Origin of the sequence: Paenibacillus sp. TAB_01, assembly GCF_043945595.1 — a bacterium.
GTDB lineage: Bacteria > Bacillota > Bacilli > Paenibacillales > NBRC-103111 > Paenibacillus_S.
This window is the reverse complement of sequence record NZ_JBIFNP010000001.1, coordinates 1,854,735-1,875,818: the sequence shown is the minus strand read 5'-3', so window position 1 is coordinate 1,875,818 and position 21,084 is coordinate 1,854,735. Positions and strand designations below refer to the sequence as shown.

At 53.7% G+C, this 21,084-nt stretch carries 18 protein-coding genes, 5 pseudogenes and 1 other annotated feature; of the genes and pseudogenes, 2 read left to right on the top strand and 21 right to left on the bottom strand.

The features are described from left to right. Position 1 precedes the first annotated feature (1 nt). The 10 genes and pseudogenes from ACHHV8_RS08895 to ACHHV8_RS08850 form a co-directional block, all read right to left on the bottom strand. Positions 2 to 358 carry a DNA ligase-like domain-containing protein gene (locus ACHHV8_RS08895; RefSeq protein WP_395157953.1) on the bottom strand — a complete coding sequence of 119 codons (357 nt, stop codon included), beginning with the start codon at positions 356 to 358 and terminating at the stop codon, positions 2 to 4. 3 nt (positions 359 to 361) lie between these two features. After that, entirely contained in the window at positions 362 to 1,213 is an 852-nt protein-coding gene (locus ACHHV8_RS08890) for a hypothetical protein (protein WP_395157952.1), read from the bottom strand. After that, a complete protein-coding gene (locus ACHHV8_RS08885) occupies positions 1,155 to 1,415 on the bottom strand; it encodes a hypothetical protein (RefSeq protein WP_395157951.1) in 261 nt (86 codons plus the stop codon). The genes ACHHV8_RS08890 and ACHHV8_RS08885 overlap by 59 nt, the downstream gene beginning before the upstream one ends. A gap of 80 nt (positions 1,416 to 1,495) precedes the next feature. Further along, positions 1,496 to 1,696 carry a cation transporter gene (locus ACHHV8_RS08880; protein WP_395157950.1) on the bottom strand — a complete coding sequence of 67 codons (201 nt, stop codon included), beginning with the start codon at positions 1,694 to 1,696 and terminating at the stop codon, positions 1,496 to 1,498. A gap of 19 nt (positions 1,697 to 1,715) precedes the next feature. Then, positions 1,716 to 1,966, bottom strand: a pseudogene (locus tag ACHHV8_RS08875) (metal-sensitive transcriptional regulator). 151 nt (positions 1,967 to 2,117) lie between these two features. Next, positions 2,118 to 2,738, bottom strand: coding sequence for a ComEC/Rec2 family competence protein (locus ACHHV8_RS08870; protein WP_395157949.1), 621 nt, complete (start codon positions 2,736 to 2,738; stop codon positions 2,118 to 2,120). Then, positions 2,671 to 4,737 carry a DNA internalization-related competence protein ComEC/Rec2 gene (locus tag ACHHV8_RS08865; RefSeq protein ID WP_395163458.1) on the bottom strand — a complete coding sequence of 689 codons (2,067 nt, stop codon included), beginning with the start codon at positions 4,735 to 4,737 and terminating at the stop codon, positions 2,671 to 2,673. Before ACHHV8_RS08865 ends, ACHHV8_RS08870 begins: the two co-directional genes overlap by 68 nt. 159 nt (positions 4,738 to 4,896) lie before the next feature. Further along, a complete protein-coding gene (locus tag ACHHV8_RS08860; protein ID WP_395157948.1) occupies positions 4,897 to 5,403 on the bottom strand; it encodes a deoxycytidylate deaminase in 507 nt (168 codons plus the stop codon). 44 nt (positions 5,404 to 5,447) lie between these two features. Next, positions 5,448 to 6,743, bottom strand: a complete 1,296-nt coding sequence (locus ACHHV8_RS08855) for a homocysteine synthase (protein WP_395157947.1) — start codon at positions 6,741 to 6,743, stop codon at positions 5,448 to 5,450. Between the two features lie 104 nt (positions 6,744 to 6,847). Continuing rightward, positions 6,848 to 7,618, bottom strand: coding sequence for a ComEA family DNA-binding protein (locus tag ACHHV8_RS08850; protein ID WP_395157946.1), 771 nt, complete (start codon positions 7,616 to 7,618; stop codon positions 6,848 to 6,850). A gap of 123 nt (positions 7,619 to 7,741) precedes the next feature. Between ACHHV8_RS08850 and comER the strand changes: the two are divergent. Continuing rightward, a pseudogene (comER, locus tag ACHHV8_RS08845) lies at positions 7,742 to 8,576 on the top strand (late competence protein ComER). A 115-nt stretch (positions 8,577 to 8,691) separates the two neighbouring features. Here comER and leuS read toward each other — a convergent pair. From leuS to ACHHV8_RS08795, 10 genes and pseudogenes are all read right to left on the bottom strand, one after another. Next, entirely contained in the window at positions 8,692 to 11,142 is a 2,451-nt protein-coding gene (gene leuS / locus ACHHV8_RS08840) for a leucine--tRNA ligase (RefSeq protein WP_395157945.1), read from the bottom strand. Between the two features lie 64 nt (positions 11,143 to 11,206). Further along, positions 11,207 to 11,471: a binding site (T-box leader), on the bottom strand. Positions 11,472 to 11,759: 288 nt separating this feature from the next. Further along, positions 11,760 to 12,545, bottom strand: a complete 786-nt coding sequence (locus ACHHV8_RS08835) for a class I SAM-dependent DNA methyltransferase (protein ID WP_395157944.1) — start codon at positions 12,543 to 12,545, stop codon at positions 11,760 to 11,762. Positions 12,546 to 12,652: 107 nt separating this feature from the next. Continuing rightward, positions 12,653 to 13,556 (bottom strand): annotated as a pseudogene (locus ACHHV8_RS08830) (CvfB family protein). Continuing rightward, complete coding sequence (gene rsfS / locus ACHHV8_RS08825; RefSeq protein WP_395157943.1) at positions 13,553 to 13,900, bottom strand: ribosome silencing factor; 348 nt, start codon at positions 13,898 to 13,900, stop codon at positions 13,553 to 13,555. The pseudogene ACHHV8_RS08830 and the gene rsfS overlap by 4 nt, the downstream one beginning before the upstream one ends. A gap of 26 nt (positions 13,901 to 13,926) precedes the next feature. Then, complete coding sequence (yqeK, locus tag ACHHV8_RS08820) at positions 13,927 to 14,523, bottom strand: bis(5'-nucleosyl)-tetraphosphatase (symmetrical) YqeK (RefSeq protein WP_395157942.1); 597 nt, start codon at positions 14,521 to 14,523, stop codon at positions 13,927 to 13,929. Then, the gene (locus ACHHV8_RS08815; RefSeq protein WP_395157941.1) at positions 14,513 to 15,100 is read right to left on the bottom strand and encodes a nicotinate-nucleotide adenylyltransferase; all 588 of its coding nucleotides are present in this window, start codon (positions 15,098 to 15,100) and stop codon (positions 14,513 to 14,515) included. The genes yqeK and ACHHV8_RS08815 overlap by 11 nt, the downstream gene beginning before the upstream one ends. A gap of 50 nt (positions 15,101 to 15,150) precedes the next feature. After that, on the bottom strand, positions 15,151 to 15,444 hold the full coding sequence (gene yhbY, locus ACHHV8_RS08810; protein WP_395157940.1) for a ribosome assembly RNA-binding protein YhbY: 294 nt from the start codon (positions 15,442 to 15,444) through the stop codon (positions 15,151 to 15,153). Between the two features lie 71 nt (positions 15,445 to 15,515). Further along, a pseudogene (locus tag ACHHV8_RS08805) lies at positions 15,516 to 16,371 on the bottom strand (shikimate dehydrogenase). A gap of 26 nt (positions 16,372 to 16,397) precedes the next feature. Then, positions 16,398 to 17,519, bottom strand: a complete 1,122-nt coding sequence (gene yqeH / locus ACHHV8_RS08800; RefSeq protein ID WP_395157939.1) for a ribosome biogenesis GTPase YqeH — start codon at positions 17,517 to 17,519, stop codon at positions 16,398 to 16,400. A gap of 7 nt (positions 17,520 to 17,526) precedes the next feature. Beyond that, complete coding sequence (locus ACHHV8_RS08795) at positions 17,527 to 18,024, bottom strand: YqeG family HAD IIIA-type phosphatase (protein WP_395157938.1); 498 nt, start codon at positions 18,022 to 18,024, stop codon at positions 17,527 to 17,529. A 46-nt stretch (positions 18,025 to 18,070) separates the two neighbouring features. Here ACHHV8_RS08795 and ACHHV8_RS08790 point away from each other — a divergent pair. Continuing rightward, a pseudogene (locus ACHHV8_RS08790) lies at positions 18,071 to 19,428 on the top strand (serpin family protein). Between the two features lie 198 nt (positions 19,429 to 19,626). Here ACHHV8_RS08790 and ACHHV8_RS08785 read toward each other — a convergent pair. Beyond that, a complete protein-coding gene (locus ACHHV8_RS08785; RefSeq protein ID WP_395157937.1) occupies positions 19,627 to 21,078 on the bottom strand; it encodes an IS1182 family transposase in 1,452 nt (483 codons plus the stop codon). Positions 21,079 to 21,084: the final 6 nt, after the last annotated feature.

Genomic DNA, 21,084 nt, shown 5'->3' with positions numbered 1-21,084 from the left:
TTCACCGCGCCTGTTCTATTCGAGCTTGCCTGCCCAGGCGGCCGCGAAAAGCCAAATCATCAAACACGGGTTTCCCGTCGCGCAGGCAGATCCCTTCCGCATCCAGCACGGCTTCGGCCACGTCGATGGCGCCGAGCGCTTCCTGAAGCTCAGGAAATTGGTGCGTCACACGCTTTCCTTTGCGGGTATAAGCCTCGATGGTGCGGGATTTACTGTTGCCGGTGCCGGTACCGGCAGCATTGCCGCCGACATAAATCAGCAGCCGCCATCCATCCCATTTAGGCTCAAAAATATAGCTGTCATCGTCAAACGCCTCTCTCCCCAAGCCGACGATCATCGGTTCCAGCCGCGGCAGCATGCTCTATTTCACCTGAACGACATAGGCTACGATAAATACTTTGCCGTCCCGCTGAAATTGTCCCCAAATTTTGTAGGTTCCCGCCTTCGGAAATGTCGTCATGAATTGGGCGTCCGGCCCCGCAGCTTTCTCATCCATCGGATGCACATGTAAATATTGCTCCGTATCCGCACTCAGAATGACAACATGCCCCACCGCGCCCAAGTAGGGCTGCAGGTTAGTAATCGGCTTCTTCGTCCCTGCTTCTTCCATATGGAAGGTCAGCAGCGTTTCTTTGCCTGCCGTAAGGCTCTCGGCCGATAAGGTGATCGACTTCCCGTCTATCGTTTTGGTCATAGCTGTATCCGGCTGAATCGGGACGGAGGGCGAAGCGGCTCCCTGGACCTGAACCCAGTGCGTCTGCGTCACCGCTCCCAGCCCTGCAGGAATGAAATCCGCAATAAGCTTGTAATCTCCTCCGGCAGGGAACGAAGCTGTGACTTCAAAGCTGCCATTGCCTTTATATTCCGGATGAATATGATCAAAGTACGATAAGTCTTTGCTGACTATGATCAGGTGCATTTTTTTCTCGTGGTTTATATCGAACTGTTGTAACGGTTTACCCTTCTGGTCATTAACCTGCAGTGATATCGTTATCTGCTGCTTAGCCTCCGGTTTTTCCGCTGAAAGCTTCCAATCCACCTGCGTCTGCGTATCGGATGTGCTTGATTTCTCTGCAGCCTCATGGCCCATCCCGGCATGAGTGCCATGTCCGCCCCCGCTTCCGTCCTGCTGCATGACATGCTCCGTCTTGGACTTACTGCACGCGCTCAGCAGTACCACAACGGTTAAAAGTACAACAACCAGCTTTTTCATAAAACAATCCTCCCTGAAACGTTTTTCCTATAGCCTCATTAAAGTTTATCCATGCAACACTTAAGAAGAAAAAATGATTGGCATTTGTCGTCAGAATAGCCATTTTTCTTCGTTTGTAAACCTCTTCCTGTTTTTTCAGCGGCTTCGCCCAGCTAAGCTGCTTCAGGCGAAGCGCGCTCCACACGATGAAAGCCGATTTCAATTAGAAAACTACCATATACCCTATGGGGGTATGTAAAAGAGTGAAATAAAGGAGCCACCGGCCGATGGCTCCTTAAGTTCTTAAACAAGGTCGTAACCCTGCTCCTCAATCGTTTCTTTAATCGCTGCCAGCGACAGCTTCGCCTCATCATAATCGACGGTGACCGACTTGGCGCCCAGGTCCACCTTGGCGGCAGCGCCCAATTTCTGAAGCGCTCCTTCAATAGAATTTACGCAATGCCCGCAGGACATACCTTCGACTTTCAATTTTACGTTGGTCATTCCCATGGCCTCCATTCGATTATTTCATTAGTTTATTAACAGTGTAAGGAGCTCGTCAATGACTTCCTGATCCCCGGCTTGAATGCGTTCCATCACACAGCTTTTCATATGTCCCACAAGCAAAAGCTTCCCGACGCCATTCAGTGCGGATTGGATTGCGGCGATCTGACTCAGCACATCATCACAATAAGTATCCTTCTTGATCAGGCCTCTGATACCCCGGATTTGTCCCTCGCTCCGATTCAGCCTGGAAACAAGATTCGTCTTCATTTAGGAATGATGACTCTTCCGCTCGCCTCCATTCAAACCGCATTCATGACCTTCAGCCTCTATGGTTTCATTCGTCATGTGCTCACCTCTTAAGTTCAATATACAATACCCCCCTTGGGTATGTCAATGGAGAATGATTAAAATCATGAGCTCATTGCTTAAGCTTGCTGCGCACATGGATTTGTCCGTCTTCCGTTACCCGCATTTGAACTTCACCGTGGAGATCCGTTCGCAGCACCCCCGTTTTCCGTTCCTGCAAACGTGCGGTCACCACCGGACTGGGATGTCCGTACACATTATGCTCTCCTACGGAAATAACGGCAAGCCTCGGCTGCCATGCATCGAGCCATGCTTCGCTGGAGGAGGTTTTACTCCCATGATGGGCAACCTTCAGCACATCGATGGGCGCTAAAACAGACGTCCTGGAGGATCGTGTATAGGTAGAAGCCAAAGCAGGAAGTGGGGCTGAGCTATTCGGCTGCGTCTGATTGCCAATCTTCCCGGCAGCCTGTGCTATGCTGTCCAGCATGCGATGCTCACCGGCTTCATCCACGTCGCCTGTAAACAGCCACTTTGTTCCTAGCATACTCATCAGCAGCACGAGAGATTCCCCGTTTTGTTCCTTTTCAATGCGGATCGCATCAGCCCCAGCTTCCGCTATGGGGAATAAAACCTGCAGGCTTGTCTTCTCATCTACCTCCAGTCTATCTCCGGAGTACGCCTTTACCAGTTGAGCGCCTTGGGCAAGCGCCGTTTGAAACAGCTTTTCCACGGCTGCCCCGGGCTTGAAGGTGCCCGTTGAATACGACCTCTCTAACAGGAATTTGCTCCAATACTGCCTGCAAGCCGCCGATATGGTCCGCATCCTGGTGAGAAATAACCAAATAATCGATTTGCTGGATGCCTCTTTTTTTGAGCAGAGGCACCAGCAGCTTGCGCCCTACCTCATAGGGGTCCTTGCGTTTTTTCCAATCATCTCCGGGCTTGCCAAAGGTAACCGTACCTCCGCCATCAATCAATAGAATGCTGTTGCTGACCGGAGAACGAATCAATATGCTGTCTCCTTGTCCGACATCGATAAAATCGACTTCTCCCTGTCCGCCCCGCCGCTCCGCATCATATCCCCAGAATAAAAGCAGGATCATCCATAGCATGGCCGCTGAGAGCAGCACAGCCGATTTCAGCGGCATCCATTTCTTCGCCTGTTCTTGGGGAGCTGCAGAAAATCCGATCTGCAGCATCGGCCCCGCCTCTGGCGGTATAAAGCTTTGCTTGTAAAGGTGAACGCCATACAGCAAAAACACGGCGCCGCCGTAATAGCAAAACATCCAGCCAAAGCCCGGTGTCCGCCAAATCGTTTGAAAAACACCCCATCGGCTTGCCGTTTCGACAATCGCAAAGATCCATTCATTCAGCCAGGTGACCGGCCAAGCTATGACTTTGCCTGCCGGCAAATAGATGAGCCCAAGCAGCATAGCCGCCGTTCCCGCCGGCATGACGGCCATGCTGAAAAGCGGTACAAGACACAGATTCGCGGCCAGTGAAAGCAAAGAAAACTGATTGAAATAGTAAATTGAAACGGGAAAGGAAACCGCTTGCGCCACAACCGCAATGGATACGGCGTCTCTCCAGGCCCGCGAGCGGATCGGAAGCATACGGCTGACGTGCGGGACACCGAGAATAAGGCCGATCGTAACTAGAAAAGACAGCTGGAAGCTCACATCCAGCAAATAATAGGGCTCCCATACCAGCATGGCCATCCCTACCAGCAGCACGATATGCAGCCCGTCCTTCAAAGCATGCCTGTAAGCCGCATATAAGGCTACCATGGCCATCAGTCCGGCGCGAATAATGGATGGCGACGCCCCTGTTACGGCAATATAGAGCGGCATCAATAAAATAGCGGTTATCAGGTAGGTTTCTCTTGTAAAGCCCAGCCGCCGCATGAGCCAGATCAAACAGCCTAAAAAGATAGTTACGTTCAGTCCTGAAATGGCAATGATATGGGTCAAGCCAAGCTGAGAAAACTGCTGGAACTGCAGCGGATTCAGGTCATCCGTCAGACCGACCAGCATCCCTTTCATAAATCCGGACTGCAACGCCGGAAAAAGCTGCTCTACGCACTGCCCTAACCGGTCCCGAAGCTGGTCGTTCCACCGGAGCACCCTCTCCAGCGTCCAGGATACCGGAGGCCGCACGCTTATTGACTCCGCGCCTTTGACAGAAATCTGCCAATGAATATGCTGAAGCTTTAAATACCCCCGATAGTCAAATCCGCCGAAGTTTCTCGCTTCCTCGGGCAGCTTGGCACTGCCCTGCAGCGATACCAGATCGCTGCGTTGCCAGCGCCGCGCCGTCTCCTGCTCGCCTTGCGTGAGCAGCTTGACATTTACGGCAAACCGTTCGCCATCCACTGCTGCGGAGGCTAATATGAATGCCGCCTTATCCCCGTCCACCTCAACCGGTGAAACAATAACCCCTTCCAGAGAAATCGATGTCTCCGTAACCGCATCCTCAGATTGGCCCCCCGCCGCAATAAAATGGGACTGATTCCCCCGGTCATACGCCTCGTAATACCCGGCGGCGACCAGAATGACCAGCAGACCGCACAGCAGCTTATGTCCCGGAAAAGGAAATATCCATACAATACAAGCCGCCGCCGCCAGCGCCAGACTCGTCACGTAGGAAAGTATCGAAAGCTCCGCCCCTGCGGCAAGCGCATAACCTGCAGTCCAGAGCAGCGTAACGGCTACAACAGGACGGCTCCTCATCCACCCCACCAGTGGCCCGCCTCCCTTCTAATCTTTAATTTCATCCCGCCTTGTCCCGCTTGCAGCAAGTCAACTGCGGACTCCATTGCTTCAAATAAAAAAACCTCTTCTCCCGAAGCATCGGTAAGAAGAGGTTCTTCCTCTAACAATCGTATTACGTTAATGCTGAACTTCGCCCATCGTTCCTTGCGGAGGCTCATAAGCTTCCAGGCAGCGGAACAAAATGCCTTTCTGCTGCATCAGCGCCTTCACTTTCTCGCTGTCCTTCGGATAAGGACGATGGTAGACAATCTCGCTGATCCCGCTGTTAGCCAGCATGTTGGCGCAGGTCCAGCACGGCTGATCGGTTACGTATACGGCAGAGCCTTCCCGATCCTTCGGATCGGTAAACAGCAGCAGGTTTTGTTCCGCATGAATCGTCCGGATGCAGCGCTGCTTTTTGACTACCTGTTCGCTGCCGTCCTTAGTGACCAGCTCAAACTCTTCGACAAGCATGCACCCTGCCTCCGAACAATCGGGGACGCCCATCGGCGCACCGTTATAAGCGGCGCCCAGCAGCTTTTTGCCTTGTACCAGCACCGCCCCGACATGTCTGCGGCTGCATTGGGATCGCGTTGAAGCCATATAAGCCATGTCCAAGAAGTAAGTATCCCAATCTTTACGCATCGTATGATCTCTCCCAACCTATCTCTCTAATGGTTTGTTAATGCTTATGCTTGCTGGCTCGCCTCGATCGCCTGGCCCAAATCGTACAAAATATCACCAATGGACTCCGTGCCAATGGACAAGCGGATCATGCCCGGGCTAACGCCCGCCGCTTCCTGCTCCTGCTCCGACAGCTGCTGATGCGTCGTGCTGGCCGGATGAATGATCAGCGACTTGGAATCGCCGACATTGGCCAAGTGTGAGAACAGCTTCACATTGTTAATGACTTTACGTCCCGCGTCGATTCCGCCTTTGATACCGAATGTCATGATAGCCCCTTGACCCTTCGGCATGTACTTTTGAACCAAATTGTAAGAATCGTGACTTGGCAGACCTGCGTAGCTGACCCAATCGACGGCTTCATGCGCCTCCAGGAATTGCGCTACCTGCAGCGCGTTCGAGCTGTGGCGCTCCATGCGCAAATGCAGCGTTTCCAGACCTTGAAGCAGCTGGAACGAGTTGAACGGTGAGATCGCCGCTCCCATATCCCGCAGCAGCTGTACTCTTGCTTTAATAATATAGGCAATCGGTCCGACGGCATCGGTGTATACGACCCCGTGGTAGCTCGGATCCGGCTCGGTCAAGCCGGGGAATTTGCCGCTGGCCTTCCAGTCGAACGTGCCTCCGTCTACGATAATTCCGCCGATCGAAGTCCCGTGGCCGCCAATAAATTTGGTTGCCGAATGAACGACGATATCTGCCCCATGCTCGATAGGACGGCACAAATATGGGCTCGGGAAGGTGTTATCGATAATCAACGGAATGCCATGCTCATGAGCAATGGCGGCAACCGCCTCGATATCCAGCACATTGCCTTTCGGATTCCCGATCGTTTCCGCAAAGATCGCCTTGGTTTTCCCGGTGATAGCGCTCCGGAAGTTTTCCGGGTCGTTGGAATCGACAAAATTGACATGGATGCCCAGCTTCGGCAGTGTCGTCGAAAATAGATTGTATGTACCGCCGTAAAGACTTGCGGCAGAAACGATTTCATCTCCCGCTCCGGCTATGTTCAGAATCGAATAAGTAATGGCCGCTTGACCGGATGCCGTAGCTAACGCAGCCGGCGCTCCTTCCAATGCGGCGACGCGCTTCTCGAACACATCTGTCGTCGGGTTCATCAGACGCGTATAGATGTTGCCGAATTCCTTCAATGCAAACAAATCGGCAGCATGATCGGTATCGCGAAACCCGTAGGATGTCGTTTGATAGAGCGGAACTGCACGAGACATCGTAGTCGGATCGATCTCCTGACCTGCATGGACAGCCAATGTTTCAAGACCAAGCTTACGTTCCTCAGACATGGTATTGCCTCCCTTTAATAGATAAATAATAGTATGATTATGGGTTCACTGCTATTTTCTCATAAATGGTAAAAAAACGAAAGCGCTGTTATGCAGTAATCGCATCAAGGCGCTACGGTCACATAAGGCCTCATCTTTGCCAGCAGCTTGTCTCCGATGCCCTTCACCTCCAGCAGCTGCTCTACGCTTTGAAAACGTCCCCCCTGCTGTACACGGTAGTCGAGGATCGCCTTCGCTTTGCTGTCCCCGATACCGGGAATAGCGGTCAACTGGCCCGCCGTGGCGGTATTAAGATTGATTCTGCCCCCGGCTTGAGCTGAGCTCTGGGCCGCTGGCGCCGCCGAACTTTGGGACGGCTTGGGATCGAGGGTTCCCGCCGCAGCAGCAGCGGCGCTTTCGTCCGCCTGACCAGAACTTGCCGAGGCTGCCGGCGGCGACGTGCCGGCTTCATTCGAGCCTGCTGTGCCCGAAGCTGCGCTCGCGGCCGCCTGGGGTGCACCCGAAGCTGCAGCAGCGGCCCCACCCCAGGCTTCCAGCGGAGCCGCCGCGCCGGAAACGGCTCCCGGCTGCGGAACTGCCGGCTCCGTGCTCTCGCCGGAGGCTGCTTGCGAGGCGCCGGACGGGCCGGCGGGGTCACTCGCAGGCACGCTCCCCGCCTTAGCCTTTGCCGCAGCAGCCGGCTTGGCTGCCCCTCCTTCTTCCGCCTGCTCCAACAGCAGCTCGCGCATGTCCTCGTTGGCCAGCCGCCAGCCTGCTTGAGCTTTGGCTGCAGCCGCCCACAGGGAATAACCGAACCAGCCGGCTGCTCCTAAGGCAAGACATCCGAGCACCAAAGCAAGCGGCAGCCATTTTTTGTGAAGCATGCTTTCTGACATACAATGATTTCCCTCCATTTCCTTCATTCGTTTATGAAAACCCGGTTTTCAAGAAAAAAACATATTCCCCCCCTAAAACTCATATGAATTAAGAAGGCTGCAGTTTATTCAGGGGGGATGGTCATGAGAGTAGGATTCATAGGCACAGGCAGCATGGGCAGTGTACTCATCGAAGCATTCATTCAATCCGGAGCTTTGAACCCGGATCAAATTGTGGCGACGAACCGCACGATCGAAAAAGTGGAGCGATTGGCAGTCTCTTATCCGGGCCTGCGGGTTGCTTCATCCAATATAGAAGTGGTCAGCAGCTGCGAGCTGTTCTTTATTTGTGTCAGGCCTAACGATTACAAAACCGTTTTAGACGAAATCAGCGCCACGGCGCGTCCTTCCCAGGTACTGGTCTCAATCACCAGCCCCGTGCTCATCCGCCATCTGGAAGGCCAGATCGCATGCAAGATCGCCAAGATTATACCCAGCATTACGAACTATGCCTTTAGCGGTGCGACGCTGTGCATTTACAGCGACCGCATGACGGCCGAGGATAAGGAACTGCTTGAAAACCTGCTTTCCCATATCAGCGCCCCCATCCGGGTGTCAGAGAAGCATACCCGGGTCTCCTCCGATCTGACCAGCTGCGGTTCAGGCCTTCCTTTCCTTCTTCCTTCAAAAATTCGTTGATGCCGCCGTTCAGGAAACCGGTATTTCCGAGACCGAAGCCACGCAGCTTGTTAGCGAAATGACGTTAGGGACGGGCAAACTGCTCACGACAGGCGGCTTTACGCCGGAGGGAATTAGAAAACGGGTTTCCGTTCCCGGGGGAATCACCGCCGAAGGACTCCGTATAATGGAAAATGAGCTGTGCGACATGTTTAACCATGTGATCCGCACAACTCATTCTAAATACGAAGAGGATTTGGAAAAGCTCGAAGCACGGTTTTTGACCACAAAGGATGATTAAAGACGCGATGCTTTCGCTGTTCTCTTCTATGAACCGCCCTGACCCGCCGGAATTCCGCCGGACAGAGCGGTTATTTTTTTGAACCTTAGTATTAATCTTAGTTTAGTTTTAAGTCTTAGCCGACCACGATATTGACAAGCTTGCCTTTTACGGCAATGACCTTGCGGACCGATTTGCCTGCCATCGCTTCCTGCACCTTTGCCATTCCCATCGCCAGCTCCTGCAATGCGGCTTCATCCGCATCCTTGGCAACGTTCGTCCGCTCGACGATTTTACCGTTCACCTGAACGACGATTTCGACTTCGTTATCCACCGTCCATGCCTCTTCGTAAGCCGGCCATGCCGCATAAGTAATCGAGTCGTTATGTCCGAGCTTCTGCCACAGCTCCTCGGCCAAATGGGGGGCGATAGGAGACAGCAGCTGTACGAAATTCTCCATAGCCTGCTTCGGCAGCACATCCGTTTTATATGCCTCGTTGATGAAAATCATCAGCTGGCTGATCGCGGTGTTGAAGCGAAGCGCCTCCAGATCCTCCGTAATTTTCTTGATGGTCCGGTGCCAGATCCGTTTGAACGCATCGCTGCCATGAGCGTCGTCGCTATTGATCTTACCGTTCAATTGGCCGTCCTCGTTAACGAACAAGCGCCAGATCCGGCCCAGGAAGCGGTAGGAGCCTTCCACCCCGTTTACATTCCAAGGCTTGGTCGCCTCCAGCGGCCCCATAAACATTTCGTACATCCGCAGCGTATCCGCGCCGAATTCATTGACGATTTCATCCGGATTAATGACATTGCCGCGGGATTTACTCATTTTTTCATTATTTTCACCCAGGATCATCCCTTGGTTTACCAGCTTGTAGAACGGCTCCTTCGTTTCGACGACACCCAGGTCATACAGCACCTTATGCCAGAAACGGGCGTACAGCAGATGCAGCACCGCATGCTCCGCGCCTCCGATGTACAAATCGACCGGCAGCCATTTGCGCTGCAGCTCCGGGGAGCACAATTCTTTATCGTTCTTCGGATCGATAAAGCGCAGGTAATACCAGCAGCTTCCCGCCCACTGCGGCATCGTATTCGTCTCGCGGCGCGCTTTCATCCCGGTTTCCGGATCGACTGTGTTCACCCACTCCGTCACATTGGCAAGCGGCGATTCGCCGGTTCCGGAAGGCGCGATATGATCCACGTCCGGCAGCAGCAGCGGCAGCTGATCGACCGGTACGGTTTTCATCGTCCCGTCTTCCAGGTGCAGAATCGGGATCGGCTCGCCCCAATAGCGCTGACGGCTGAACAGCCAATCGCGCAGGCGGTACGTTACTTTGCCGCGGCCTTTGCCTCCGGCTTCAAGACTCTCGATCATTGCGGCAATCGCCTGCTCGTTGTTCAAGCCGTTCAAGAAGTCGGAGTTTACATGCTTGCCGTCGCCCGCGTAGGCCTCTTTCGCAACATCTCCGCCTTGGACAACCTCAATAATCGGCAGATCGAACTGCTTGGCAAACTCCCAGTCGCGCTGGTCATGCCCCGGCACCGCCATAATGGCTCCCGTACCGTAGCCTCCCAGGACATAATCTGCGATCCAGACCGGCACCTTGCTGCCGTTTACCGGATTCACCGCATAAGCGCCTGTGAACACCCCGGTTTTATCCTTCGCCAGATCGGTACGCTCGAGATCGCTTTTGCGAGCCGCTTTGTCCTGGTATTCCTTCACAGCCGCTTCCTGCTCCGGTGTCGTAATGGCGGATACGAGCTCATGCTCAGGCGCCATGACGCAGTACGTTGCACCGAACAGCGTATCCGGACGGGTCGTGAATACCTTCAGAGCTTGGCCTTCATGACCGTCGATCGCGAATTCGACCTCTGCCCCCGTCGACTTGCCGATCCAGTTGCGCTGCATGTCTTTGATCGACTCGGACCAATCCAGCTCTTCCAGATCCTCCAGCAGACGCTCCGCATATTCCGTAATTTTCAATACCCATTGGCGCATCGGCTTGCGGATGACCGGATGGTTTCCGCGTTCGCTCAGGCCGTCGATGACCTCTTCATTGGAAAGCACGGTGCCAAGCGCAGGACACCAGTTGACCGGCACCTCGTCTACATACGCCAGCCCTTTGTTGTACAGCTGGATAAAGATCCACTGCGTCCATTTATAGTACTCCGGATCCGTCGTGCTGATTTCCCGGTCCCAATCATAGGAAAAGCCCAGCGATTTGATTTGGCGGCGGAAGTTATCGATGTTCTTAAATGTAATATCGCGCGGATGCTTCCCTGTATCGAGAGCATGCTGCTCGGCCGGCAGACCGAAAGCGTCCCAGCCCATCGGATGAAGCACATTATAACCGCGCATCCGCTTGAAGCGGGATACGATATCTGTCGCCGTATAGCCTTCCGGATGACCTACATGCAAGCCTGCTCCGGACGGATAAGGGAACATATCCAGCGCGTAAAACTTCGGCTTACTGTCATCGTCAAGCACCTTGAACGTCTTATTCTTATCCCAATACTCCTGCCATTTCGGTTCTATAACCAGCGGGTTATAGCCTTGTTGTTCTTTCGTTTCCTGCGTCATTTCCTTGCTCCTCCTTCAACATGCGTTCCAAACTACCAAAAAAGCCCCTCATCGCTAGCGCAACGCTAGGGACGAGAGGCAGAATTCCCGTGGTACCACCCTAGTTAACAGCGGGCATGCTTTGCCCGTGTTCACTCTTCCCCTTAACGCGGGGGCGACGATCAGGATTAGGCTGGCGGCTGCCGAATCGGATTCCCGTATTACGACAAGGCCAAGCTTCTCCCTTCTGGCTCCAAGACGAGTTCACTCTGGTCATTTACCGGCTCCCACCGAAATCTCCGGCTCTCTGAGAAATGATACAAGCTACTACTTCTTTTCACAGCTGTAAGGATATACAGCGATTATATGTAAAAATCGCCAATCATGTCAAGTGCGCCGTCTCTCACATCTGATTAGAAACGGCATAAGCTGGAAAAGATAGGCTTATAAAAGCAGCGCATGCCGTATCCATGAAACCGAGGTGCTTTCTAATGACCGGACTTGTTAACGGAGTCCTTTTATCGCTGCCCCTGTGGGGCATTATTTTCGGCGTCGTCCGCCTGGTTCTTGAGCTATTAAAATGACCGTTCCGGCAGTTGAACCCCGCAATAAAGACTGCGCAAGCTCTCCATTAAACCTTATTTACGCGCCACAAAAAAAGCCCGCTGCGTCGTCTTCGTCACCGACTTCCACGCAAAATCGCCGTACATCTCCACTTCGCTGAAGCCCGTTTGCTGCAGCTGCCGTTTCAGCCATGCCATAGGGTAGGCTCTCTGCACGTGCAGCTCGTCCACCCGGCGGAACCGCTCGCTCCCAGTATTTGAACTGCCTCTTTCCATATCGCTTACAAAGATCGTCAAGGCATGCTCAATTTCACAGCGCTCCGCGTCCAGCTCGCTTGTCCAAATATAGGCAACGTCATCCTCATTCAAAAAGAACGGCTGCGCCTCCGCGTAGGCCTCCAGCTGATACGGCGTGTGCACATCGAACACAAATAAACCTCCGGGATTCAATCCGGCGAATACCTGCTGAAATGTTTGGGCGACCTCTTCCTCCTCCAGCAGATAGTTGAGGCAGTCGCACAAGGAAATGACCGCATCGACCTGACGGTGCAGGCTCCATTCGCGCATATCCTGCTGCAGCCAGGCGACCGAGCCTCCTGCCGGAAACGGCTGGTGCCGTTCCGCTTCCGCCCCTTTTTGCTGGGCGACGGCAAGCATATCGTCAGACAGATCGATGCCGTACACCTCGATTCCCTGCCGCGCCAACGGGATAGACAAGCTCCCAGTTCCGCAGCCCAGATCTGCGAGAGTCCGCGGTTTGCCGTATTTGCTCCAGCATTGGCTTAAGAAATCGAGCCATTCCGGGTACGGCATTTCTTCCATCAGCCTATCGTACAGATAGGCGAACTCGGCGTATGCCACTTGGGAAATCCCCTCTCATTGAAAAACCGGCAGGCCCCGAGGCTCCCGTTCCCGCTCAACAGGCCAAGGAATGCCTCGGCAGATCGCTGCCGGTTCGTTATTTATCTTTATTCGCTCTGCGGCTCCTGCTGCGCTTCCGGCTTCAGATGGGTCCAGCTTCCCTGCTGGTAGACCAGACCTTCGCGCATCAGCTTGCCGATCGCCCGTTTGAAAGCGGACTTGCTTATTTTGAATCGCTGCATAATGACATCCGGCGGCGTTTCGTCCGAGTAAGGCATCGCCCCGTTCGGCCGTTCCTTCAGGAAGGCCAGCAGCTGCTCGGCATCCTCGTCCCGTCCGACTTCCTTAGCCGCTTTCATCGTACAGTTGGCATTGCCGTCCTCACGGATAAAACCGACGCGGACTTCAACCTCCTCGCCGAGCCGAAGGCGGCGGGTTCTTTCCGTAGCATGAATCATGCCGATCACGCCGAAGCCGATCACGCCGCCGTCCAGCACCAGGAACGTGCCCATCTGCAGCGCTTTGTACACTCTGCCCTTAATCAGCTTGTTCTTCCAGCTCGCCGGCGCGTCGAAACAAAGCGGCTTCAGGTCGTGCTCGTTGGCGGTCTTCGCGATCAGCCTGCCTTGACGGTCGTGCGCCAGAACGACATACACCTTGTCCCCGATTTGGGGACGAAGCTCCTGCAGCTCCGGCTGTTCACGGAACGGCAGCAGCAAATGCCGGCCTAATCCCATCTCCAGAAAGCATCCGAACCGCTTATGAATATCGACAACCTCGAGAAGCGCCACCTCGCCCAATTGGATAAGCGGCTCCCGCATCGTTGCGGCCAGCCGGTCCGTCCGAATCGTAGAATAGAAACACTTCCACTTCCCCGCCGACAGGCACTTCGCCTACCGTCTCGCTGTAGTGAAGGAGTACGTCCTGTACTCCGTCTGTCAAAAAATACCCGTGAGGCGAAACTTCCCTTGCAACCTCCAGGTCGTACCATTTACCTGCTTCTAAACTCATACCCGCTCTACCACTTTCGCATCCGACCAAAGCCGTTCAATATTGTAATACTCGCGATCATCGCGGTGGAATACATGCACCACTACATCGCCCAAATCCACCAGCACCCAACGCGCGGTGTCCATGCCTTCCGTACCGCGCACGCGCGCGCCAAGCTCTTCCGCTCTTTTGCGGACTTCCGTCGCAATAGCCTGCACCTGCGTCTCGGAATTACCGTGACAAATAACGAAATAATCGGCGATCAGCGAGATACCCTGCAGGTTCAATGTCACCAGATTCATTGCTTTTTTATCGTCAGCCGCATCAACGACCGCATTCATTAATTGATCGGGGGTTACGCTCATTCAATTTCCTCCTTTATTCATTCCGTTCAGTTTTGAAGCTCCGGCTCAACCGGTTCCGACAGCTTTATCTCGTCGACCAGCCCGTTTCGCGCATGGATCGTAAGCGGGTATACCTTCCTCCCCTTATCCAGCAGAAACCGGATGGTACCGTCAAACGCGTACAATAGTGCTTTCTCTACATTATGTTCAGCGATTTCACGAATATTATGCACCCCTGGAAAATCGCGACCCGGCTCGATATAATCGGCCAGACAGACCACCTTTTCGAGCAGCGACATCCCCTGCCGGCCGGAAGTATGGTACCGGATCGCATCAAGTATTTCTTCATCGCCGATGCCGTAATTGCGCTTTGCGATAAATGCGCCGGCATGAGCATGCCAGAGCTCTTTATCATAATCCAGCAGATCCTGCGGCAGATTGTTCTCCCGAATCACCTTAGCCTGCTCCTGCACGGGCCAAAATTTGCAAACATCGTGCAGAATGGCGGCCGTATAAGCTTTCTCCGGATCGCAGCCGTATCTGCGCGCCAGGATGACCGACGTTTCCATCACCCCAAGGGTATGCTCCCACCGCTTGGCGGGCATCTGCGACTTCACTGCTTCTATCAACTGTTTACGATCCATAGATGCCGTTCTCCTCGATATATTCGTATACCCGATCCGGAACCATGTAGCGGATGGACAGCCCTTTGGCTTTCCGGCTGCGGATGCGGGTGGAAGACAGCTCGATCAAGGGCATCTCGGCAAGGCTTACCGCCTGCTGAATATGAACCGGCAAATCCTCCAAATCCAGAATATACCCGGGCCGCATCAGTCCGATAAAGGTAATCAGTGCCGTGAGCTCCTCAATTTTATACCATTTGGGCAAAAACTGTACCATATCCGCTCCGATGATATAAGAAAAATGAATGCCGGGCTGCTCCTCACGAAGCAGCTTTACCGTATCGATGGTATAGGATATGCCGCCTTTGCGCAGTTCGATATCCAGCGGGCGAAAATAAGGATGCGCGTCCACCGCCAGCTTGACCATCTGCAGACGCTGCTCGGCAGAGGCCAGCGGAGCGTTCTCCTTATGCGGGGGCACATTCGTCGGCATAAACCACACCTCGTCCAGCCCCGCCTGCTCGCAGGCAATCTGAGCGGCGATCAGGTGGCCGATATGAATAGGATCAAAGGTTCCTCCCATGATTCCAACCTTCATCCATACACCTCTTTTTCATCAAGAGATTAAGCTTGCTGTCACAGCAGCCGTTAAACGGGCAGCTCGATCGTTTTATTATCCTTCGACTCTTTATACAGCACGATAATTTTGCCGATGACCTGCACAAGCTCCGCGCCGGCCCCTTCGGCCAGCTGCTGGGCAATCTCGCTGCGGTCCTCAAGACAGTTGTTCAGCACGGTCACTTTAATCAGCTCGCGAACCTCGATAGCTTCTTCGATATGGCGGATCAGATGATCGTTGACGCCGCCTTTGCCTACTTGAAAAATAGGGTTTAAATGATGCGCCAAGGAGCGCAAATGTCTTTTCTGTTTGCCTGTCAGCATGATGATAATTCCTCTATTCTGATGTGATGAGCGTGCGGGAGCGATAGGAACCCGTTCCGCACGCTGAATGGTCATTTGAACGATTGCAGCACGGCGTCTCGCATCGCTGCGGTAGGCGCAGGCACGCCGGTCCGAATATTCGAACGCATACGCTCCCTGGTATATGAACATCCCCAGGCCGCTGTGAATGACTGCGCCTTTTCCTTCCGCTTCGCGGAGAAACCTCGTGATCAGCGGGTTATAGACTAAATCGCTGACCACCGTTCCGGAGCGGACAAGCGCGGTATCCATAGGCACGGAATCGACGTTCGGATGCATGCCGAGCGACGTATTGTTAACGATCAAAGCGGCATCGCCCGCCACATCGGTAAGCTCGTCAAGCCCCATGCCGGTCACCTGCGTGAACCCGGACATGCTGTGGGCAAGCTCGACCGCCTTCTCCTTGGTCCGGTTCGCAATATAAATATGCGCCGCGCCCTCTTTGGCAAGCGCATAGCCTACGCCGCGGGCCGCGCCGCCCGCACCGAGCATCAGCACTTTTTTCCCGTTCAGGTCAATGCCGGTCTCTTCCTTCAAAGAGCGGACATAGCCGATCCCGTCCGTATTATAGCCGATCAATCGGCCGTTGTCGTTGACAATCGTGTTCACCGCGCCGATAATGCGGGCGCCCTCGTCGATCTCGTCCAGGTAATCCATCACTTCCAGCTTATGCGGAATCGTTACGTTCACCCCGCGAAACTGCAGCGCGCGAATGCCTTTTATCGCATCCTCCAGCTGTCCCGGCAGGATATGAAACGCCGCATAGGCCGCGTTCAAGCCGGCTTCCTCAAATGCCCGATTCAGCATGATCGGCGACTTGGAGTGCCTGATCGGATCTCCGAATACTCCGTACATGATCGTATGGCTGTCCAATTGCTGCTTCCCCATGACCTGTGTTCCTCCCCGTCCCGCTCTTAAATCATCGATTCCCTGACAGCGACCTTCACGCCTTTGGGGGCATGAATCATCAGATCCGCACCCACGTCGCTGTTTACTTTAACCCAGCCGAGACCGGAAATGGATACATCATAAATTTTCCCTTTCGGAATACGAACCGGATGCTTCGCAAGCTTCGGCAGCTGCTCCAGCGCCTCAAGCGACGGCGGAGCCAGCATAACGCCCTTATGTTCTTCGTACAGCTCGTCGGCCCGCTCCAGCTTGGTCCGATGCGCAGGCAGCGCATTCGACACGTAGAACGTAAACGACTGCCGCGTCCCCTGCACGAAATCAAACCGGACATAGCTTCCGAAAAATATCGTCTGGTGCTCGTTCAATTGAAAAACAAGCGGCTTGAGCGGACGGTCCGGCATCAGCTTGCCGAGATCCTTCCGGCTGACGAGCTCGGTTAAACGGTGCGGGTACACAATCCCCGGCGTATCGATAATCGAAGTTCCGTCGTCCATCGGAATCTTTACCAGATCCAGCGTCGTGCCCGGATAATGCGACGTAGTGAGCTCCGCATCCAGATCGCTGTAATCGCGGATCAGCCGGTTAATCAAGGTCGATTTGCCGACATTCGTCGCGCCGACGACATAAATATCCCGGCCGTCGCGGAATTCGTCCAGCGCCTGAATAACCCGGTCGAAACCGAGGTTTTGCTTGGCCGAGCAGAGCACGACCTCGACAACCTTCAGCCCGAACTCCTTCGCCTGCTTGCGAACCCAGTTGACAATTTTATTGAAATTGGTCACTTTGGGCAGCAGATCGATCTTATTGACGACGAGCACGACCGGATTGTCCCCGACAAAGCGGGAAAGTCCGCTGATCAAGCTGCCTTCAAAATCGAAGATGTCGACAATATTGACCACAAGCGACTTCGTGCTTCCGACGTGGCTCAATAATTTCAGGAAATCGTCCTGATTTAGCGTCGTTCCCGACACTTCATTGTAGTTTTTGATCCTGAAGCAGCGCTGGCAAATGACCGGCGTCCGGCTCAGCGCCTGCTGGGGAACGTATCCGAGCTTGTCCTGATCCTCTGTTTGCAGCTTAACGCCGCAGCCCGCACAGGCCTCGGCGTCTTTTAAAATTTCTGTCATGTCATACCTACCTTTTCATCCAAGTTAAAGCTACTTTTTCCAGCGTCCGGTTGACTATCTTCGTAAAGACGCCCTCGTCTGCCTTCGCAATGGGAAGCACCAGAACGGTATACAATCCCATCCGGTTGCCTCCAAGCACGTCGGTCATCATTTGATCCCCGATCACAATGGCCTCGTCCGCCGACAGCTTCATCAGCTGCAGAGCTTTATGAAATGCCGCGCTGGTCGGTTTTTTGGCCCGATAAATAAATGGAAGCGATAGCGGTTCGGCAAACTGGGCTACGCGTACCTTGTTATTATTCGATACGATAACCACTTGAAATCCGATCTGGGCAACCACCTTGAGCCAATCGATCAGCTCCGGCGTCGCCAGCGGGGCCTTGGCCCCTACCAGCGTATTGTCCAGGTCGGTAATGATGCCCCGTTTCCCCTGCTTCCAAAGTTCATGTAAATCAATATCGTAAATCGTGTTCACTTGTAAGCGTGGAACCAGATTATTCAGCAACAAAATTCACCCCAGAACGAGCATATATACGCAAACTATACCATATATGTCCTTTTTGTTGCAAAAAGCTTTACACGGCAGGCCGTGCCGCCGCAACCTATCCTTCCTGATTTACGTCTATTTACCAAAACCTCTCAAAGAAGGCGATAGCATGATACGTTTTATGCGAAACAGAAAGCGTCAGGCTCTGGTCTGCTTCACCTCTATGCTGCTCTTGGCCGGCTGCTTCCAGACCCCGGCTTCCTCCAAGCCCAAATATGCTTTGGAGCAGTTGGACAGCAGGGTAGTGCAGGCCGACCGCCGGATCGGTCTGCAGCTGTACGGCGAGCTGACGAAAAGGCAAGAGGCGGGAAGCAACCTTTTCATCTCGCCCATCAGCATAACCATGGCACTGGCTTTGGCGTATAATGGCGCCCATGGCTCCACCCGAGCGGCCATGAGCCAGGCTCTGCAGTGGAACGAGCTGCAGCCGGAAGAGGTCAATCGCGGCCACGAGGTGCTGCTGGATCTGTTAAATCACAACGACAGCGGCTCTGTGCTGTCCATCGCCAATGCCATGTGGGTCCGCGAAGGATTGGCATTGAACCCGCAGTTTATGCGTCAAACCAAGACGTATTATCTTTCAGAGGTCAAAGCTTTGGATTTCACGAAAGAACGCGCGCCCCAAACCATCAATCAATGGGTCAAAAAGCAGACTCATGGCAAAATTCCCGCCATGGTCGAGCCGCCGCTGAATCCGCAAGCGCTCTTAATGCTCATGAATGCCGTCTACTTTAAGGGAAATTGGGCCCGTCCCTTCCGGGCGGAAGCAACCGAGCAGCGCGATTTTCATCTGACTGGCGGTAAGACCCGTCCGGTACCGATGATGAGCCAATCCGGTTCCTTCGAATACATGCGTACCGGCCAGTACCAGGCCGTCCGCATCCCCTATACCGGCAAGCGGCAGAGCATGCTCGTGATTTTGCCTGACGAAGCGTTAACCTTGGAGAGCCTGCAGGCGAGTCTGCTCTCTCATCCGGAGACGTGGTCCTCATCTTTCCCGGTTCAGCCGGGCACCCTCCGGCTGCCCAGATTTCAATTAAATGTCTCGCTTAGGCTTAACCAAGCCCTGACGGCGCTCGGCATGGCGGAAGCCTTCGCTCCGGGTCAAGCGGACTTCAGCGGAATAACGGCTGCGGCCGACAAGCTCAGCGTGGACGAAGTTCTGCACAAATCCTTTATCGAGGTGAATGAAAAAGGACCGAAGCCGCTGCGGCCACCTCCGTGCAGATGGCAGGTTCCGCGCCGGCGCCTGCCGCGGCTCCTTTTGAAATGACGGTCGACCGTCCCTTTTTCTTCGCTATTGAGGACCGTTCGACCGGAGCGCTGCTGTTCCTCGGGTCGGTCTTCTCCCCGGAACAATAACAATGCAGGCCAGCACAAGGGGACTGCTTCCTTCCCGCGCCTGCGCACAGCAACAAGAAAAACGCCGGCTGCCTTTTCGGAGGCCACTGAAGAACTTACGTTTTTTCGGTGAGTCCAGGCGTTAGGCGAAAAAAATGCGGCACCTGTTCCGATTTTCTCGGAGGGTACCGCATTTTTCATAGGGCTTTACGCTATTTTTTAGTCAGCCAGTTTCAATATCCGCTTTAAGTTTACTGCGAATATGGCCATAGCTCCTTGTATCTGCATGCCTAACAGACCCGAGGACGTGGCTACGTCGTACCCGTGCCGGTGCTTAAGTTCGCTGTTTTTGGCCTCGATCTTGTACCGTTCTTTCGCCTTCTCTTTGAAATACTCCGTTTCCTGGAATGCCATCTGCTCGGCGTGCTCCCCGGATTTAATGCTCACCGAGTACGTTTTACTTTTAGAGCCCTCCTTGTAGCATCCTTCTTTGAAGGGGCATCGTTTGCATAGCTCCACATCGAAATAGTAAGTGTCCTTTTGGTTTTTGCTGATTCCCTTTTTTCCTGTCCGCGCTTTCCGAATCGCCATATGGCCTGCCTTGCATACATACATGCCTGCATCTTTATTGAATTCGAATTCATCTTCCTTTTTGCGCATACCCTGGGTGATTTGTGGGTTAAGCCGGGAGACGAGTTCAATCTGATTTTCCTTGCTGTATGCGATGTTTTCTTTTTCCGAATAGGCCATATCGCCAATTACCGTCTTTACATCCATGCCCGCAGCCTTGCTTTTCTCGATGAGCGATTGCAACTGCTTGCCATCGTTCTTCTCTCCGGTCGTTACAATTGCCGCCGTAATGATTCGTTCCTCACTCATGGCAATATGCGTCTTATAGCCAAAAAACGAGGAATCTGCACTCTTGTGGCCGACGCGCGCATCCTGATCTTGCGAGATGCGCAGTTGTTCTATGTCATCCTCGACGGTCTCTTTTAGCAGATTCAACGGTTCTGTAATCTTAGGCAGTTGGGCGATACCAAGCCCGGTTTCGGTAACCTCAATGAGCTTCTGGCAATAGTCGATCTCGGCCTCGAGCGTATCCACGGCGTTCTTGGCAGGTAGCTTCCCCTTCAGCGATTCGTCGATAGAGTAGATGGCTTTTCGCAATTTGCGGGAACGGTCCTGTAAAATCTCCCACGGTGATTTCTGGTTATAACGGGCTTTTGTATGCGTCGCGTCCACGATGATGGAGGTGCTCGTTAAAATCCCTTGCGCAGTAGCTAGTTCAACTGTCTTGCCGATGAGCAGATCCAGCAGATCCATGTTTTTTAACCGCAACTTGCGGAACTTCGTAAGGGAGCTCGGGTCGATGACGGCTTCTTCCGGAGCCATCTGAAGGAAGTATTTAAAAGACATATCGTACCGGGAGCGCTCGACCAGATCCACGTCCGACACCTCGAAAATAGCTTTCAGAAGCAGATATTTAAACATCCGCAACGGATCGATGGCGTTACGGCCGTTGTCCAAACAGTAGTTAGCTTTCAATTCGTCGTAGACGAAGGAGAAGTCAACCAGCTCATTTATCTGGCGTAGCATGTGGTCTTTCGGCACGATGAGGTCATATAGCGCAGTGTATGGGCTTAATGCAAAAGAAAGTTGAGGCTGGAACATGGTCTT

Excerpts from the sequence above, each read along its gene's own strand:
- ACHHV8_RS08895 (WP_395157953.1), bottom strand. The coding sequence starts at position 358 with ATGCTGCCGCGGCTGGAACCGATGATCGTCGGCTTGGGGAGAGAGGCG.
- ACHHV8_RS08890 (WP_395157952.1), bottom strand. The coding sequence starts at position 1,213 with ATGAAAAAGCTGGTTGTTGTACTTTTAACCGTTGTGGTACTGCTGAGC.
- ACHHV8_RS08880 (WP_395157950.1), bottom strand. The coding sequence starts at position 1,696 with ATGACCAACGTAAAATTGAAAGTCGAAGGTATGTCCTGCGGGCATTGC.
- ACHHV8_RS08865 (WP_395163458.1), bottom strand. The coding sequence starts at position 4,737 with ATGAGGAGCCGTCCTGTTGTAGCCGTTACGCTGCTCTGGACTGCAGGT.
- ACHHV8_RS08860 (WP_395157948.1), bottom strand. The coding sequence starts at position 5,403 with ATGCGTAAAGATTGGGATACTTACTTCTTGGACATGGCTTATATGGCT.
- ACHHV8_RS08855 (WP_395157947.1), bottom strand. The coding sequence starts at position 6,743 with ATGTCTGAGGAACGTAAGCTTGGTCTTGAAACATTGGCTGTCCATGCA.
- ACHHV8_RS08850 (WP_395157946.1), bottom strand. The coding sequence starts at position 7,618 with ATGTCAGAAAGCATGCTTCACAAAAAATGGCTGCCGCTTGCTTTGGTG.
- leuS (WP_395157945.1), bottom strand. The coding sequence starts at position 11,142 with ATGACGCAGGAAACGAAAGAACAACAAGGCTATAACCCGCTGGTTATA.
- rsfS (WP_395157943.1), bottom strand. The coding sequence starts at position 13,900 with ATGAGCGTAACCCCCGATCAATTAATGAATGCGGTCGTTGATGCGGCT.
- yqeK (WP_395157942.1), bottom strand. The coding sequence starts at position 14,523 with ATGGATCGTAAACAGTTGATAGAAGCAGTGAAGTCGCAGATGCCCGCC.
- ACHHV8_RS08815 (WP_395157941.1), bottom strand. The coding sequence starts at position 15,100 with ATGAAGGTTGGAATCATGGGAGGAACCTTTGATCCTATTCATATCGGC.
- yhbY (WP_395157940.1), bottom strand. The coding sequence starts at position 15,444 with ATGCTGACAGGCAAACAGAAAAGACATTTGCGCTCCTTGGCGCATCAT.
- yqeH (WP_395157939.1), bottom strand. The coding sequence starts at position 17,519 with ATGACAGAAATTTTAAAAGACGCCGAGGCCTGTGCGGGCTGCGGCGTT.
- ACHHV8_RS08785 (WP_395157937.1), bottom strand. The coding sequence starts at position 21,078 with ATGTTCCAGCCTCAACTTTCTTTTGCATTAAGCCCATACACTGCGCTA.